Annotated in this window: 17 protein-coding genes and 2 pseudogenes; 8 read left to right on the plus strand and 11 right to left on the minus strand. The window is 38.6% G+C overall.

Annotation, left to right across the window (positions count from 1 at the left end; genetic code table 11):
- A pseudogene (locus F908_RS10295) lies at positions 1-173 on the plus strand (IS4 family transposase); the annotation flags it as partial.
- 54 nt (positions 174-227) lie between these two features.
- On the opposite strand, the gene def reads toward F908_RS10295, so the two are convergent.
- Positions 228-710 (minus strand): peptide deformylase, encoded by a 483-nt coding sequence (def, locus tag F908_RS10300; RefSeq protein WP_005161384.1) that lies wholly within the window; start codon positions 708-710, stop codon positions 228-230.
- Between the two features lie 130 nt (positions 711-840).
- Here def and F908_RS10305 point away from each other — a divergent pair, with 130 nt between their 5' ends.
- Positions 841-1,044, plus strand: coding sequence for a hypothetical protein (locus tag F908_RS10305; RefSeq protein ID WP_034602845.1), 204 nt, complete (start codon positions 841-843; stop codon positions 1,042-1,044).
- Between the two features lie 45 nt (positions 1,045-1,089).
- Here the strand turns inward: F908_RS10305 and F908_RS10310 are convergent, their stop codons facing one another.
- Both F908_RS10310 and F908_RS10315 read right to left on the minus strand, forming a co-directional pair.
- A complete protein-coding gene (locus F908_RS10310; protein ID WP_005161389.1) occupies positions 1,090-1,581 on the minus strand; it encodes a DUF2505 family protein in 492 nt (163 codons plus the stop codon).
- A 109-nt stretch (positions 1,582-1,690) separates the two neighbouring features.
- Positions 1,691-1,981 (minus strand): hypothetical protein, encoded by a 291-nt coding sequence (locus F908_RS10315; RefSeq protein WP_005161399.1) that lies wholly within the window; start codon positions 1,979-1,981, stop codon positions 1,691-1,693.
- 213 nt (positions 1,982-2,194) lie between these two features.
- Here F908_RS10315 and F908_RS10320 point away from each other — a divergent pair, with 213 nt between their 5' ends.
- A complete protein-coding gene (locus F908_RS10320) occupies positions 2,195-2,635 on the plus strand; it encodes a universal stress protein (RefSeq protein WP_005161401.1) in 441 nt (146 codons plus the stop codon).
- 44 nt (positions 2,636-2,679) lie between these two features.
- Here F908_RS10320 and F908_RS10325 read toward each other — a convergent pair whose 3' ends face one another.
- The 3 genes from F908_RS10325 to F908_RS10335 form a co-directional block, all read right to left on the minus strand.
- Positions 2,680-3,843 carry an alanine racemase gene (locus F908_RS10325; protein ID WP_005161405.1) on the minus strand — a complete coding sequence of 388 codons (1,164 nt, stop codon included), beginning with the start codon at positions 3,841-3,843 and terminating at the stop codon, positions 2,680-2,682.
- Positions 3,844-4,077: 234 nt separating this feature from the next.
- Positions 4,078-5,364: a D-arabinono-1,4-lactone oxidase gene (locus F908_RS10330; RefSeq protein WP_005161411.1), complete on the minus strand. Its 1,287-nt coding sequence runs from the start codon at positions 5,362-5,364 to the stop codon at positions 4,078-4,080.
- Positions 5,361-7,109 (minus strand): neutral/alkaline non-lysosomal ceramidase N-terminal domain-containing protein, encoded by a 1,749-nt coding sequence (locus F908_RS10335; RefSeq protein WP_005161412.1) that lies wholly within the window; start codon positions 7,107-7,109, stop codon positions 5,361-5,363. The genes F908_RS10330 and F908_RS10335 overlap by 4 nt, the downstream gene beginning before the upstream one ends.
- A gap of 61 nt (positions 7,110-7,170) precedes the next feature.
- Between F908_RS10335 and F908_RS10340 the strand changes: the two genes are divergently transcribed.
- The gene (locus F908_RS10340) at positions 7,171-8,271 is read left to right on the plus strand and encodes an AraC family transcriptional regulator (protein WP_034602731.1); all 1,101 of its coding nucleotides are present in this window, start codon (positions 7,171-7,173) and stop codon (positions 8,269-8,271) included.
- Positions 8,272-8,380: 109 nt separating this feature from the next.
- On the opposite strand, the pseudogene F908_RS15955 reads toward F908_RS10340, so the two are convergent.
- Positions 8,381-8,644 (minus strand): annotated as a pseudogene (locus F908_RS15955) (IS701 family transposase); the annotation flags it as partial.
- A gap of 258 nt (positions 8,645-8,902) precedes the next feature.
- Here F908_RS15955 and chrA point away from each other — a divergent pair.
- Positions 8,903-10,246 (plus strand): chromate efflux transporter, encoded by a 1,344-nt coding sequence (chrA, locus tag F908_RS10345; protein WP_005161417.1) that lies wholly within the window; start codon positions 8,903-8,905, stop codon positions 10,244-10,246.
- Between the two features lie 139 nt (positions 10,247-10,385).
- On the opposite strand, the gene F908_RS10350 is transcribed toward chrA, so the two are convergent.
- The 3 genes from F908_RS10350 to modA are packed head-to-tail and all read right to left on the minus strand — an operon-like array spanning position 10,386 to position 12,470.
- Positions 10,386-11,003 (minus strand): molybdenum ABC transporter ATP-binding protein, encoded by a 618-nt coding sequence (locus F908_RS10350; protein WP_005161420.1) that lies wholly within the window; start codon positions 11,001-11,003, stop codon positions 10,386-10,388.
- Positions 11,004-11,005: 2 nt separating this feature from the next.
- Positions 11,006-11,695 carry a molybdate ABC transporter permease subunit gene (modB, locus tag F908_RS10355; protein WP_005161422.1) on the minus strand — a complete coding sequence of 230 codons (690 nt, stop codon included), beginning with the start codon at positions 11,693-11,695 and terminating at the stop codon, positions 11,006-11,008.
- 4 nt (positions 11,696-11,699) lie between these two features.
- Positions 11,700-12,470 carry a molybdate ABC transporter substrate-binding protein gene (modA, locus tag F908_RS10360; protein ID WP_005161425.1) on the minus strand — a complete coding sequence of 257 codons (771 nt, stop codon included), beginning with the start codon at positions 12,468-12,470 and terminating at the stop codon, positions 11,700-11,702.
- A gap of 756 nt (positions 12,471-13,226) precedes the next feature.
- On the opposite strand from modA, the gene F908_RS10370 reads away from it, so the two are divergent.
- Positions 13,227-14,756 carry a cryptochrome/photolyase family protein gene (locus F908_RS10370; protein WP_005161436.1) on the plus strand — a complete coding sequence of 510 codons (1,530 nt, stop codon included), beginning with the start codon at positions 13,227-13,229 and terminating at the stop codon, positions 14,754-14,756.
- 2 nt (positions 14,757-14,758) lie between these two features.
- Positions 14,759-14,920: a DUF2256 domain-containing protein gene (locus F908_RS15675; protein WP_081399873.1), complete on the plus strand. Its 162-nt coding sequence runs from the start codon at positions 14,759-14,761 to the stop codon at positions 14,918-14,920.
- 24 nt (positions 14,921-14,944) lie between these two features.
- Here the strand turns inward: F908_RS15675 and F908_RS10375 are convergent, their stop codons facing one another.
- Positions 14,945-15,478, minus strand: coding sequence for a lipocalin family protein (locus tag F908_RS10375; RefSeq protein ID WP_372616322.1), 534 nt, complete (start codon positions 15,476-15,478; stop codon positions 14,945-14,947).
- Between the two features lie 344 nt (positions 15,479-15,822).
- Here F908_RS10375 and mdh point away from each other — a divergent pair, with 344 nt between their 5' ends.
- Complete coding sequence (mdh, locus tag F908_RS10380; RefSeq protein WP_005161441.1) at positions 15,823-16,995, plus strand: iron-dependent methanol dehydrogenase; 1,173 nt, start codon at positions 15,823-15,825, stop codon at positions 16,993-16,995.
- The last annotated feature ends 291 nt before the right edge of the window (positions 16,996-17,286 follow it).

Raw genomic sequence — 17,286 nt, forward strand, 5'->3', positions numbered from 1 at the left:
AAGCGATAAAAATAAAGAAGCATGGACGACTTTCAGTCAGTTTATTTCGATACGGTTTAGACTATGTTCAGATGGCTATTCTACGTTTGATTGGTTTTGGAAAAAAAGAAGAATTTAAGAAAGTGCTCGCAATTTTAAGAAAGAAAAAGCCTGATAGGACAAGGGCTCTATGAAATTTGTCGTGTACAGAGAGCTTTTGTAATTTTTTTAATGTCTAAGCAATAAACTTAACTCACTCGTTCTACAAACAGTATCCCATTTAAATGATCCACCTCATGCTGCACAATTCGTGCAGGAAAACCATCAAATATTGTTTCAATCACCTCACCTTGTAAAGTGTGATAACGCACTTTGATACTCTGGGCTCGTTGCACTTGCCCACGCTCATCAGGAACACTTAAACACCCTTCTTCCCCCAAACAAGTCGCTTGAGAAAACTCCAAAATCTCAGGATTGACCATTACTACGGCATCCATTTCAGGTGCTTCGGGATAACGTGGATTTGATCGCGAAGCAACGATGATCACTCGCTTAGAGATATACACTTGTGGCGCTGCTATCCCTACACCATTACGTTCAAGCATAGTGGCATGCATCGCAGAAGCCAGTTGCAATAGCCACTCGCTATTAAACTCCCCCTGAGCAACCGCAGTCGCTTTAATTTTTAAAATCTCTTCACCGCGTTGCGCTACAGGTAAAATTACATTCATCCCACGACCTAATTATTTTTGATCAATACTCACACACATCGTATTCGATATTTATTCACGCTTCTATAATTTTCATTTGAGAATCTTGTCATAGTATATGCACGATAAAAATAACGTATGGCAAATCACAATGAACGCAACCCAGCTTTTTCTTGGTGTGATCTTTAGCTCAATTGGCTTAGGCTATTTTATGTATGGCAAAAAGCAAAAAATGACTGTGCCTTTAGTTTGCGGTTTAGTTCTGATGATTTATCCTTATTTTATCGAAAGTACGACTTTATTAAGTGTCATCGGTGTGGTTATCTCAATATTGCCCTATTTTCTACGCTTCTAAAATAAAAAAACTCCCCTTACGGAGAGTTCTTTTATCGCATCTAAATTAAAGGTTTTTCTTTAATTCATCCTCAACAATTTCAATCTCAAGCTGGCTAAACTTGCGAATCTCGCCCTCTGCATGCTTTTCAAGCATTCCACCGATCAAAGGTACTTTCACCTTTACCGTCCAGGTCAGAGTAATGTCTACTTGGTTACTGTTACCTGTTACCTTACGTTCAGCTTTTGCTTCTAAAGGTAAGTTTGCGCCTAGCTCTACAGTTGAGGTTAAATTTTTTAAATCAGTAATATCAGAACGTTTTAAACGGAATGCATTTTTTAATAATTTTTTAGCCACATCTGGGATATTCACATCAAGATTATATTCACGACGTAAGGTATAAATATCACCTTTTACAGCAGATTCAATAATTTCTAAGTTCTCACCTGGAATACGCTTACATACTGCTTCATGCAATGAAGTCATAGCAACTAATCTTGAAAAATCTTCAATTGAAACGCCATGAATTGTTTCATTTACCGTAAATTGATGTGCCATTTTTTAAATTTCCGTTTAGTTTTAATTAAGGTTTCATCATCGCAGCAAATTATATCATTCTCATTTCAATCACAAAATCTGAACATGTAAAAATTAATGACTGCCCGGATTAATAATTTTTATTGTAATGATGTCTTATACCTAATTTTACCGTTACTCGCTCCGTTCGGCTGATATAGAGATAGTGATTGCCATATTCGATGACTGCATAAAACTGCTCAGCGCCATCATCTAATCCTGTAGCAGACCATGTCGCCCCTTGTGGAAACTCATCTAGCCATTCAGCTTTATAAAAATCTGAAACTGAGTCAAATGCGAGATAACGCTCTGGATCAGCCATAATTTTTGCTGCGACTTGATCAAATTTTTGTTGTTTGAATGCTTCTAAACTGAGTAACACGGATGTTCCTATGCCGATAAATATGAAGAAAAATTACAAAAATACAGAGATTCTCTTAGACCCATATTTTGCTGAGGGATTTCCTATATTTCTAGATTATATTCAGCGTTATCATAGGTTTTAGATGATCGTCCCATTTGCTAGAATAGGTTCAATGTGTTATCAACTGCTTATACTTTTATCTTTTACAACGATAAACTATAAGGAGTAAATATGTCTTATCAAAATATTTTAGTCGCTGTTGATGATTCTCCAATTTCTTATGCAGCAGTTGAACATACACTGTCTTTAGCAAAATTATCAGGGGCAAAAGTGACTGTACTCAGCGTGGTGGCTGTTGATCCATATGTCGGTGTTGATTTTTATCAAGTTGCACCAGCCATTACCGATCATTTTATGCAGGCTGAAGCGCATGCTAAAACCCAACTACAAGATATTGCTCAATCTTTCATTCGCGATGGAATTGAGGTTCAAACCAAAATTCAGCATGGTGTAGCGAGTGAAGGCATTATTTTTATAGCTGATGAAATTGGCGCAGACCTTATTATTATGGGTTCACATGGTCGTACAGGCGTAAAACGCTTATTACTGGGTAGTGTAGCGCGTGCTGTTTTAACGGAATCACATATTCCTGTGCTGATTGTCAAACAATAAACTGAGACAAAATGCAAAGCCTTGTGTGATCGCACAAGGCTTTTTTATTCCCGAAAGCTTTGCCATGTCTCAAAAGCATGTGCGCGATAAAGCTTCAACTTAGAAAACTGAAGAATAATCGCTTCACTCTGTGTCGGTCTTAAAAAAACAAAATCATCGACCTGAATATCACAATCCTTGGGTACATTGACCAACTCCTGATTACTACTTCGCCCATACAATGCATGTGGATGCGCTTGTTTTGGATAGACATAATTCGCTAGCCAATAGCCGCCATAAATAAACAGTGCCTTATACTTATGTGGCAATTTATCGAGTAAAGACATTGATGGCAGCTGGGTAAAAGGTAAAACTTTTAAGACTGGCGATGCAATCCATAAAGCAGGCTGTAAAGCCTTTAAAAAATCACTGTCAAAATCACTTGGTTTTAAGAGCATTGAACCAAAAGACAAATCATTGCAGACACTTTCAGTGGTATGAAAGCTAAAGGTTAGACTACCACCACCATTAAAACACAGCGCATCACTCCACAGCGATGGAAACTGCTGTTTAATTAGCTTTTGGTAATCGGCATAGGTCTGCTGTGAGCTTTGATAAGCCAATTCAGGTTTTTTAATGATGGCTGGAATTTTAGTGACATGTGCATCATAGCCCATCAAACCAGAAAGCTTTAAATACTGCGGATACTGTTGAATCAACTTTAATATTTCGACCATCTGTGCTGCCGATTGCACGCCACCACGATGCAAACCAACATCAATCTCAATATTCACATGCAAAGATAGAGCATAGAGCTGAGCAATCTCAAGATACTGTTGTAAGCGTTGCTTGGTATCAATCAGCCACTGAATGTTGGCATTTGACCACTCCGCATGTTGATCAAAAAATTGATGGACTGCTTGAGCGGGCATTGGTTTACCCAACAAAATATTGGCTTCGGCAAAATTTTCTAAGATCGAAACAATATGCGGTTGATGAAATACCATAAAGCGTTGCGTATTCAGTTGTTCAGATAGCAACTTAAGTAATTCTAGGCTTGCTAATGATTTCACTACCAAGCGTGCTTTTAAATGTGGTGCATGTGACAAACGCAGTTGTACATGTTGGATATTTTGTTTTAACGCAGCCGCATCTACAATAAGTTGCGGGGTCGCAATCCCCTGTTTTTTTAGGTCAAGATTGAGTTGTTTAAAATAATGATCCAACATGGCTATACCTTTTTTATTTAATCCTGATCCTAAAAAACCATCTTATACAAGGGAATGTCATCTACAACCTGAGTAAGCCAAAACGACCAAAGCTTTGGCAAAACGCAAGAGTTTAAATGCATCTTATACTTTTTAGGATGAAACCAAAGTAAATCTAGCTGAAAGCTTCACCCTTAATTGGATGAGAACTCGATATGATTCCGTTAAATACTTTCAACTCATAAAAAACTCTATTTAACCTAAAAACAGCTTTTCCAGATAGGGATTTAAAAACTTAGCTTCTGGATCAAGCTGCTGACGCAAAGCCATAAAATCATCCCACTTTGGATATACAGCCCGAAGCTGTGTGCTGGTCATATGATGCATTTTACCCCAATGCGGACGCCCTCGATATTTCTGCAAAATCGGCTCAACCACATCAAAAATCAACTTCGGATCTTGCTTATGATATTGATGTACTGATATCGAAATCGAGTCCTGCTGATAAAAAGGACTGAGCCAAATATCATCACCTTTCACAAAGCGAAATTCGAGCGGAAAAAAGGTGGCGACTTTATACGTTCTTAAAGCATGTAATACTTCATCCAAACACTCAATTCCACGATCAACGGGAATCTGATACTCCATTTCATTGAACTTGGTATTACGCGGTGTTGGAAATATCTTGCTCGACCAATCGACATAGGTGGTTGGTTTGACAAAGATGCCTAATAGTTTCTGTAAATAAGGATTTAGTGATGGAAAGTTTTTGGTCAACTCAGAGCATAAGGTCAGTAAGGTATCATCCGATGGGAAATTCTCTTTCCGAGGTAAAATTGCTGCATCGGTTTCATCCAAAGTTTTCAACATCAACTGCTTTTCATGGGGAAATACAAAACACTCGATATGTCGATGCTGATGCTTCCATTGCTGAATGTTTTGCATCATGTCCTCGACTAGACAAAGTTGAATATGCTCTTTCAGCTTATAGCGAGGTCGATTCTGCATAGTGATCTTGGTTAAGATTCCCAAGCTACCCAAAGAAACCCGCCCTGCGGCAAAGATTTCAGAGTTCTCTGTGCGACTGCATTTTAGGATTTCACCAGATGCCGTCAATAACTCAAAAGCTTCAACATAGGCTGAAATACAATGTAAATCTGCACCTGTGCCATGTGTGCCTGTAGAAACTGCACCCGCCAGACTTTGCTGATCAATATCTCCTTGATTCATCAAAGCCTGATTGATGGATTGCTGCTGTAAATGCTGATCTAAATCGTATAAACGTGTACCCGCATAAATATTGCTCTGACAGTGTTCTACATCGAAAGATGCAACACCTGAGATTCGATCTAAAGATACTAAGGTCGCATCGGTACACACCAACGGCGTAAAGGAATGCCCTGCACCCACGACTCTTATTTTTTGCTGTTCATAAACAATCGACTGTAATTCTTGAATATTGACTGGTTGTAAAATCTGTTGTGGCTTGGCTTTTTGAAAGCCTGACCAGTTTGTCCAAATGCCTTGTGTTAAATCACTCATACTGCCTCTCCTTGGCTAACGGCAGTTTTTAAATTGCCATGATTGCTGCGTTTTGCGAGTTCGTTTTCTGGAATCGGCTGTGGTCGTGTCATTTCATCGTAATGACGTTTATTTTTTTCTAACAACAATTGTTTTGCCAAATCTTTGAATTTGCTCTGACAAGCTGCCAATGTCCATTGACCAAATAAGGTATGCCCACCCTCATAAGCTTGTTGTTGGTATTCTTCATAGGTGGTGACATAACCCATATAATCATTGCAATACGATGCCAACCAGACCCTCTCTATTGACGCCTGTGTAGCAAGCGTCTGCTTGACGGTGTCAACCACACGCTGCCCTGCGATGGTGGTAAATTCGCCTGGACAGCAAATCAAAGCCAATTGACCTAATCGTATAATCTGTAATGGAACAACGCTCGGGACTAAAGAACTGTGCTGAATCGCCCCCGCTTTCACTTGTCGGTTCATTTCTGCAATCAACGGATCAAGCATACTCGGTGGAAAACCAATCGGTTGACCTAAAATCTTTTTAGCACCTGCTTCCAGTAAGATCTGTTTTGGTCCTTGAGAGGCATACAACTGCTGATAGTCTGCAAAATCAGCTGCTTTTGAATGCTTGGTTTTCTGTCTGCGAAATTGATCGGCTAAAAACTGCATCCCTTTAATTAAAACTTTTGGCGCACCTAAACCATCGACAGGCGTGCCTGCAAAAAATGCGGTGCCATGACAAGGCTGACTGGTTTTTGCATGCTTTTGCCCCGCTGCAAACTCATCTGGAATCTCAATATTACTCAAATCAACATAGGACAAAACAGCATCGATCTTGCCTTCAACTTTATGTAAATTTTTAGGAATATTGGACTGTAAAGCCGTCAAAGCCAGCTCACTTTGATAACGACCATTTTGTTGTGCGTATTGATATTCCTGCTCGCCTTTAATCTTATTGCGAATCTTCAGCTGATCTTTGCCATGAAAATGCGGTGATACGTCCCCTGCAGTTGCTTGAGCAAAAATTGTGACTGGATTTTGAATCCCTTGCTCAATTAAAGCCTGCTCAGAGAATACGGCTGCATAGCCTTTATTATCGCCATCATAGGCGTTTAAAGAATTTCCCAAACAGGTTGCATGGACACCAAATAATGAAATAAACGACTGTAGTTGTTGCTCACGATAGAAACCGATCAACTGCATTTCTCTGTTCAAGGCTAAATGCGTTTCAGCTTCGGTACGTGGCTGAACTTCTGGATTCCGATTATAGGCTTTGATTGAACGATTCCATGCGACAGGTGTCTGTTCTGGAAAATGCTGCGTCCCTAAAAAAATCTCGGTGTCTTGTTCAGATACAATCGCATTTTGAATACTCAATACAATCGCCTCAACAATGGCAGTTAAATGTTCAGGCACAAAACCAGGGGTTGGCATATTGTATAAAGCTTCATAGCCACAACCGCCAGGTCCTGAGTGAGTATGGGTTGCCATGAGGACCAATTGATTTTCATCAAATGCTGAACCTAGAGTTTCGATGAGTCTCTCTACGGTTTGGCTACGCATCGCATGGGTAATACAGCCTAAATCCAGACAGCAGATAATGAGCCGATGCTGTTGCTGATCAACAATAGTAAAGCTACGTGCATATAACGCTGTGCGCTGTTCATAGGCACGATGTGACCATTGTCCATAACCAAACATGGCATAGCCTTTCGGTGTAATTTTGATTTGTTGTTTATCCCAACCCACCTGATACATCACGACTTCCTTTCGATTTTTTTATAACTGTGTTAAAGCATGTTGAAAGTTAATCAAAATTATGCTATACGCAACAGGGTTAAAGAGACTTTTCTTTAGGGGGCAAAACGGACTTATGCCTATACGTAGCAGCGATAAAAATGATCAACAGCAATTTATTCCACCCACCATTCTGGCGAGCCTGATCCATTATGCAGAGCAGCAACAGTGGGATTATGCTGCATGGTTTCAGAATTCAGGTTTAGACATTGCACAAATACAGCAAACCCAAGCTGTGGTCAGTTTTAGCCAACTCTGTGATGTGGTTGGTCAAGCCATGACCACCTATCAGCAGCCCGACCTTGGTTTAAAGCTTGGCAGTAGCGAAGGTCTGATTTCGATGGGGATTTTGGGCTTTGCCATGCAATCCTGTAAAACCGTTGCAGATGCTCTAGACATTGCACTGCGCTACCATCGGATTTCTGGCAGTGTCTTAAATATCGACTTTTCTATCCACGCTGATCTTTGTGAATTAGAAGTCACTGAACCCTATCCCTGCAATGAACTTAAAGCCTTTTTCTATGATGAATTATTCAGCAGCATCATCACCTGTTTAAATGCAATGCTGGGCGACCATAATGATGTGATCAGTCTTGAGCTCAGCTATTTAGCAAGCGAATATCAACAGCAATATAATGATATCTTTGGCTGCCCAATTCAATTTAACAGTGATAAAAATATCATGCGCTTTAGCAGCAGCATGTTGCAGCGCAGCTTAAAAAATTACAGCCCTGCCAATTACGCAACTGCTATCCAAATCTGTGAACAAGCCTTAAAAGAAATCGACCGGCTCAATCAGGTCGGCTATGTACATTTACTTGATCATTTGATTGAACAGCATTTACCTGAGCGTTTCGAGATGCAGCAAGCCGCAGAACAATTACACATCAGCGAACGCCATTTAAGACGGCAATTATTATTGGAAGGTCTGAGTTTTCAACAAATTCGGCAAAATGTATTGGAACGTAAAGCCAAACAATTACTGGGACAAAACCTGTCCATGAGTGAGATTAGCCTGCAACTGGGTTTTAGCGAATTACGTGAATTCCGACGTGCCTTTAAACGCTGGACAGGGCAAGCGCCTTCGGTTTATAAACAAGAGATCATTTTACTTAATGCCTAAGAATCAAACGGTCTAGAAATTTCCAAGCGCAGATAAAAGAGAACCGGAAATGCCTTTTCTTGTAATTTTAAATTCTCGCAAATATTCACTACCGCGCTCGGTGGCATGTATGCTGACTATACGGTTTATCTAAAACAGTATCATCAATACTGACAATAAGTTTATTATTATCAATATGTTGAATTGCTTATTGATATAGGTCGTGAGGTGTGTAGTCTTCACGCTCTAGAAAGCGATTTACACTATCATGCGAGATGTTATAAGTCTCGGCAAGTTGTGTGCAGCTAATAGAGTTCGGTTCTGTCATGAGAAAGCCCATATAAATGGGTAGAGTACAAGTTGCTGTAGAAGCATTTTTAATTCGTCTGATCACAGATACTTTATAAAGCATTTTAATACTTTTTTGAATCCGTCAATGCGTAAGTCCTATATTTATATTTTTTATCGATATAAACACTTTGTTTTTATTATTCTGCAATCAGAAAAATTTATTAAAAGTCATTAATTTGAATTATTAAAGCAATTAAATATATAAAGAAATGAATTGGATTCATTTAGAATCGACAACTTCTTATGGTGTGCAATACAACTCGCGATATTCAGAAAATAAACGCTCTATCTGAGAATAATTATGCAGCAATCTGATCGAATAAAAGCTCTGGACTCTATTCCTTTTTGGCAAGCCTTTTTATTTTGGTTGAAATTAGGCTTCATTAGTTTTGGAGGACCAGCAGGTCAAATTGCAGTGATGCACCAAGAACTAGTCGAACAGAAACGTTGGATTTCTGAAAAAAGATTCTTACATGCACTCAACTATTGCATGCTTTTACCTGGCCCTGAAGCACAACAACTCGCCATTTATATTGGTTGGTTGATGCATCGAACCGCAGGTGGCTTAGTTGCAGGCATTCTATTTGTGCTGCCTTCTTTATTTATTCTAATTGCCTTGTCATGGATTTATGTACAGTTTGGTGATGTGCCAATTATTGCTGGATTATTTTATGGTATCAAACCTGCCGTAACAGCAATTGTATTCCATGCAACTTATCGCATTGGTAGCCGCTCACTCAAAAACAATTTCTTATATTTGATTGCCGCTACTGCTTTTATCGCGATCTTTTTCTTCAATATTCCCTTTCCATTGATTGTATTGAGTGCCGCGATACTAGGCTATTTACTGAGTAAAAAGCAACCACACTTATTTGCAACTCAAAGCACCCATCAAGGCAAGCAAAAACATTATGGTGCTGCCCTGATTGATGATGATACGCCTCCTCCTGCACATGCTATTTTCCGTTGGACTCAACTGACTAAAATCCTCGTTATCGCAGCATTGTTATGGTGTATCCCAATGATCAGTTTAACCTTAAGCTTAGGATGGCAACATGCTTATACCCAAATGGCATGGTTCTTTACCAAGGCTGCATTACTGACATTTGGTGGAGCTTATGCCGTATTACCTTATGTGTATCAAGGTGCGGTGAATCACTATGCATGGCTCAGTCCAACCCAAATGATTGATGGATTGGCATTGGGTGAAAGTACTCCAGGCCCACTGATTATGGTGGTTGCATTCGTTGGATTTGTAGGGGGCTTTAATCATGCCTTGTTAGGTGCAGATCATCTATTCTTGGCAGGTACACTCGGCGCTGTCATTGTCACATGGTTTACTTTTTTATTTTCCTTTGTGTTCATTCTCGCAGGTGCTCCGATTATTGAATCCACTCATAATGAACTTAAATTTACAGCACCACTTACGGCAATTACCGCTGCTGTCGTGGGGGTTATTCTCAATCTTGCACTTTTCTTTAGTTATCATGTGCTGTGGCCACAGGGTTTCGATCACGCTTTTAATTATGAAGCGGCAATCGTCACAATCGCTGCGATGATTGCGCTGTTTAAATTCCAAATCAATGTGCTTTATGTGATTTTCGCTTCTGCACTTTTTGGTTTAGTTCTATACCTATTTGTATAAAAATTCGCACTAGAGTTGATGCATAAATCAACTCTAGTCACCCCAATCTATTCAATATGATGAATTTCCACTATTAAAAGATGTTGATCATGTCAATGATGAGGAAGTACAGAAATTTCTGGCTTTATTACAGCGCTATTTATAAATACCAGATTTCATGGGTGAGCTGCTCAATCTCAGATTTATCATGGCTGACATATAACATTGGAATGCCTAATTCCTGTTTGACGCTTTGAAAAAAAGGAATGATCTCTGCTTTATGTGCTGCATCCAATGCAGAAAGTGGCTCATCTAATAACAACACTTGTGGTGAATACAGCAATGCTCGTCCCAATGCGACACGCTGTTTTTCCCCGCCAGATAGTTTCATGGGCATTCGCTCAATCAGATGTTCTAACTTGAGTAACTCAATAATATAGTCCACCTCAAACTGACGTTGCTGCGGTTGAATATGCTTAAATCCAAACAATAGATTCTGCTTGACGTTTTTATGCGGAAATAACTGTGCGTCCTGAAATACAAGACCAATACGACGTTGTTGTGTAGTCAGATTAATTTTCTGTGCCTGATTAAACCATGTTTGATTTTTGATTTTGATCCAACCTGCTTGCGGCGTAACTAAGCCTGCAATACTATGCAAAATCGTGGTTTTTCCTGAACCTGAAGCTCCAAATAAACCAATCACAGACTGATCGGATTGAAAGCGTTGATCTAGAGAAAATTGTCCTTGGGTAAGTTGGATATGACAATCAATCATGCTTAACGACCACGTTTATTTTTCTGATAACGATTGAACCATTGCGCAAACCATAGTGCAAAGAAAGCTACGGATAAGGATAAGATTATTAAACGCCAAACTGCTGCTTCAGTATCAGGTTGCTGCATCAAACTATACATGGCTAAAGGCAAAGTACGAGTTTCACTGGCAATATTCCCCACGAAGGTAATCGTTGCGCCAAACTCACCTAAACTTCGGCAAAAACATAAAATACTTCCCACCAAAATTCCGCTACTTGCAAGTGGCAAAGTTACCTGCATAAACGTGCCGAATGCAGAAGCGCCTAAAGTTTTTGCAGCCATTTCTAAACGCTGATCCACCAGTTCAAACGCCAATCGAATTGATTGTACGAGTAAAGGAAAGCCCATTACCGCAGATGCCAATACCGCCCCTTTCCAATTAAACGCAAACTCCAATCCAAGTGGTGCTAGATATTGTCCTATGATGCCTCGATTGCCAAAAATTTGAAGTAACAAATAACCAGGTACAACTGGTGGTAACACTAAAGGTAAGAAAACCAGTGTTTCAAATAGTGATTTACCCCAGAACTCTTTCCTAGCTAAAATCCAAGCAATCAAAATTGCTGGAATTAAACTCACAATCAAACATGTTGCTGCTACTTTAGATGACAGTAGCAACACCTCAAGCTCTTCAGGAGTCAGAATCATCATTTAATTACTTAAGTACGCTAAAACCATATTTTTTAAATACTTTTATTGCCTGACTGCTTTGTAAAAACTTATAGAATTTCATTGACTCTGTATTCTTTTTTACTAAACCTATTGGATAAATAATAGGTTGATGGGTATTTTCTGGAAATGTTCCAACGATGATGACATTTTTGCTGATCGCTGCATCAGTAGCGTAAACAATCCCTAACTGACATTCACCATGTGCCACAAAGTTTAAGGCTGCACGTACATCTTCTGTTTCCACTAGACGAGTTGAAACCTTATCCCACCAGCCGATCGAATTCAAAGCCTGCTTTGCATATTTCCCAACAGGTACACTCTTAGTATCACCTGTACACCATTTACCTTGAGCAACCCTAGTGAAATCAAAACTTTTATTCATTTTTAATTTGATTGGACGAGCTTTGGGAGCAATCACTACCAAACGATTACCCAATAAATTCACGCGATCATTTGCCGATACCAACTGTTTTTTTTGCAAATAATCCATCCATTGCACATCGGCCGAAATAAATACATCAGCTGGTGCACCTGCTTCAATCTGCTTAGCTAGCGTTGAAGAACCCGCATAAGAAGTCTTTACTTCAACTTTATTTTTTTGTTCGTAGATTGCATCTAATTCATTCACCGCGTTGGTCAAACTTGCTGCGGCATAGACCGTTACAGACTCATTCGCAAAAACATTGCTACTAGAAAATACGCTACAAGCAAAGATAGTACATAAAACACGGATCGCTTTCATATTGATCGGCATGCCACTTTTCCCTCATAAATCAATATATTTTTAAAAACATATCGAAAGATAAAAATATGCTAAAAATAACAGAGATTAGGGCTTTGCTATTTTTAATGATGCTATGAGTCAAAATAAAATCTCACAGCATGATGAAATTCAATTTCACCTAATGTGAGTTCATCCCAGTTTGGTGCAAAAATTAAAAACAGCTCAATTTAGTGCAATCCAAATTATGAAACCTTTTCCCCTTTTGCAAAGGTCGCATTTTAAAGATTCTAATTCTATTGAAATCAGAACGATAAAATATACTTCATACTTAAAAATATATTCTCAGAAATATAGCGATAAGCAAAAGATTTCACTCCAAAAATACAAAAAATATCGTGAAATATGTTTCAAGAAGGAAACAAACGAAAAATACTTTGTATCTATTCCAAGAGCCTGAGCATAGATATTTTTCAACCAGCATAAAGCAATGGCTATGCCAAAAAATTGGATGATTAATGTAGCTCACACAAAAGCTGTGGCAATGTCATTCAACCAACGCTGAGCTGTAATTGTTGCGGTCAAAAATTAGATGCGCATTTGATTGATGTTACCTGTTTCTTTCACTGAGAATATTTCATAATGTATATTCAAGTTTTAGCTATTTATTTAAGTGCCCATGCTGCTTAATTTAAAAGCTCTCAATCCAATACGATTAAAAAGAATTGCAGTATTCACAAGAACTTTACAACCGAAAAACTATATTCAAATTTTTAAGCGTGAAAGCTTATGCGCTACGGTTTAATTTTAGGTGATCAACTCTCGGAAGAAATCGCCACATTAAAACGACTTGATAAACATGAAGATGTGATTTTAATGGCAGAACTGGTTGAAGAAACCACTTACGTAAAACATCATCCTCAGAAAATTGCACTCATTTTTAGTGCAATGCGACATTTTGCCAAACATCTTAAACAACAAGGATGGACTGTTCGTTATCAAGTTTTTGACCGTTCAAAAACAACAAACAATTTTCTTCAATTTCTTAAGTCTCAATTAGATAAACAAGAGGCAAAAGGTTTAGTCATAACCGCATGTGGAGAATACCGCTTACAATATCAAATGGAAAATAGTTGGGAAAAAGAACTTAACATTCCCATACAAATCCTTATAGACGATCGTTTTTTCTCTTCGATTCAAGCTTTTAAACAATGGAGTTCAACTGCCAAAGTCCTACGGATGGAGTTTTTCTACCGAAAGTTAAGACAGCAAACAGGCTATTTGATGCAGGCGGATAAACCAATTGGAGGAAAATGGAATTTTGATAGTGATAATCGTCAAAAGTGGAATGGAACCCCCGCTATCCCTCCTACTTTAGATTTTACTCATGACCAAATTGATTTAGATGTGATCGCTTTAGTTAAAGCAGAGTTTCAAGATCATATTGGTCAAATTGATCATTTCAACTGGGCAACTACACGTCAACAGGCTCTTCAAGCCCTTGACCATTTTATCCAACATCAATTAGTCCATTTTGGTCAATATCAAGATGCTATGGTGAACCAACAAGATTATATGTTCCATAGCCTCCTTTCTCCCTACCTAAACTGTGGATTGCTGTCACCCAAAGAAGTTTGTGATGCTGCTGAATCAGCTTATTACAATAACCAAATTCCGTTGAACGCTGCTGAGGGTTTTATTCGACAAATACTAGGTTGGCGTGAATTTATTCGCGGCATTTATTGGCTGTGTATGCCAAATTATCGTGATCTCAATAAATTAAATGCTGAAAGAGACTTGCCCAGCTATTTTTGGACTGCTGAAACAAAAATGCAATGTATGCATGAATGTTTAAGAAACTCTTTGGAAAATGCTTATGCTCACCATATTCAACGCTTGATGGTGATTGGTAATTTCACATTACTGAATGGTATCTCACCCAAGCAAGTCAATGAATGGTATTTGAGCGTTTATGCTGATGCATTTGAATGGGTACAACTTCCAAATACTCATGGAATGGTTTTATTTGCAGATGCTGGTCTTGTTGCAAGTAAACCTTATGCAGCATCAGGTAATTACATTCATAAAATGTCCAATTACTGTCAACACTGCCATTACAATGTAAAAACCAAAACTGATCATGATAGTTGCCCATTCAACAGTTTATATTGGGACTTTCTACATCGAAATCGAGTCTTTTTTAGTTCAAATCCGCGGATGACAATGATGTATAAGCAATGGGATAAATTAGAATTATCTGAACAAAATCGTATTTTAAAACGTGCCTCCCATCTTCAAAATCAGATCGAAGAACTCTAAAAATGCATAAAAAAATACATTTACCCGAGAAAGTTTGTCTAAATTGCCACCTCACATTTTCTTGGCGTAAAAAATGGGAAAGATGTTGGAATGAAGTTCAATATTGCTCTAAAAAATGTAAATCACAAGCTAAAATTAATAGTAAAAATCAGGTATCAAACTGAGATACCTGATTAAATTTTAATAACTTATGGTGTCCGATGAGGAGTTTTGATGAGCTTAGATAAGTCGTAACCTTGTTGTTTCGCTGTTTCAAGGTATGAATTATATGTAGCGTCATCAATTGTTGGTGTCTTAGAAAGAAGCCATAAATATTTCGTCGATGGCCCACCTACCAATGCAACTTTATATTCAGGATCTACGCGTAAAACCCAATAATCGCCTTTCGTAAATGGCAGCCAACGTAAACCTTTAGGTAAGAAACTAACTTTCAATTTACTATTCCCACTATTAGCAGGATAAGCCACACCTTCTGAACTATCCATTTGCCCTGTTTTAGTTCTACAGCTATTTAAGACCCCGATGGTTTTATCAGGATTAAGCATATACACAGCAGTCGTATCACTTAGACAGTGTCGTTGAAAATACATTGGCAAATGAGCGATCTCGTACCATTTTCCAGCATATTGATTCACATCAATTTTATCGACAGCAGAGGGTTTTTCAGCATTTGCTTGCATTGGTATTACAGCAGCAGTCATTGCAGCAGACAATATTGCCATGCCAAATAAAGTTTTGGCTTTCATTTTATCCTCTTGATTTTATCAAAATTGACTAAACAATTTATAAAGATAAAACCGTGAATAAAATGTGAGATTTACTCTTTATTACATTAAAAAACAATTATTTAACAACATTAATATTCAGTAAAAATACAGATATTTAATTTTCTAATATGCATCGATTGCGCCGAGATAAAAATTCATATTATTGCATTTAAACAGTCTGAGACATTTCTTGGTAGGTTTTTGGTAGGTAGGAAAAATTTTTAAGCCTCGCATACTGAGCCTACAGTGATGAGATCACTGAATAACAAACAATGGAATATGGAAGAAGGAATCGCTCCATGGCTTTTAAAAATATTGCAGATCAAACTAACGGTTTTTACATCCCTTGTGTATCTCTTTTTGGACCAGGCTGTGCAAAAGAAATCGGTGCGAAAGCACAGAATCTTGGTGCAAAAAAAGCACTGATCGTAACTGATCAAGGCTTATTTAAATTTGGTGTTGCAGACACCATTGCACAATATTTAAAAGATGCAGGCGTTGACAGCCACATTTTTCCAGGCGCTGAACCAAATCCAACTGACATCAATGTACATAATGGTGTACAAGCCTATAACGACAATAGCTGTGATTTTATTGTCTCTTTAGGTGGCGGTTCATCACACGATTGTGCAAAAGGGATTGGACTCGTCACGGCCGGCGGTGGTCATATCCGTGACTATGAAGGTATTGATAAAAGTACGGTACCTATGACGCCACTTATTGCGATTAATACCACTGCGGGTACTGCATCAGAAATGACCCGTTTCTGTATTATTACCAATACCGATACCCACGTAAAAATGGCAATTGTTGACTGGCGCTGCACTCCATTAATTGCAATCGATGACCCTAAACTCATGGTTGCAAAGCCAGCAGGTTTAACCGCTGCAACGGGAATGGATGCACTTACACATGCAGTTGAAGCTTATGTATCGACTGCAGCAAACCCAATCACCGATGCCTGTGCAGAAAAAGCCATTACCATGATTAGCCAATGGCTACGCCCTGCGGTTGCAAATGGTGAAAATATTGAAGCACGTGATGCAATGAGCTATGCACAATACCTCGCAGGTATGGCATTCAACAATGCATCTCTAGGCTATGTCCATGCCATGGCTCATCAATTAGGCGGATTCTATAATCTCCCTCATGGTGTATGTAATGCGGTATTGCTCCCTCATGTATGTGAGTTCAATCTAATTTCTTGCCAAGACCGTTATGCAAAAATTGCTGAACTTATGGGTGTAAATACTGAAGGGCTTACAGAAACTGAAGCGGCTTTTGCAGCCATTGACGCCATTCGGGAATTATCATCTTCAATCGGTATCCCATCTGGTTTAACTGAACTTGGTGTGAAAACTGAAGATCTTGCAATCATGGCTGAAAATGCTCAAAAAGATGCCTGTATGCTGACTAACCCTCGCAAAGCAACGCATGCCCAAGTTGTTGAGATTTTTAAAGCAGCATTGTAATCCACACTTTTCCCGAGAAGTAAGCTGAATCTCTCCGACCGTTAGCTTACTTAATTTTAGGAATACCCCTCAAAAGGTATTCCCTTTTTTTATTTCATTCAGCTTCTCAATATCCATAATCGAATCAAATTTCAGCGAACTTGTGAATCATTTTTTCTAAATTAACCCTGTCTTTGATAAGGTCAAACGCTGCTATATTGTTTAAAGGTTATGAACTAAATTAAGCTAATCATATTGTTTTTCAATTTGATTAAATGATATGCCTTTAGACAAATTTTTCTAATGCCAGCT

Origin of the sequence: Acinetobacter sp. NIPH 284 (assembly GCF_000369425.1) — a bacterium.
Lineage (GTDB): Bacteria > Pseudomonadota > Gammaproteobacteria > Pseudomonadales > Moraxellaceae > Acinetobacter.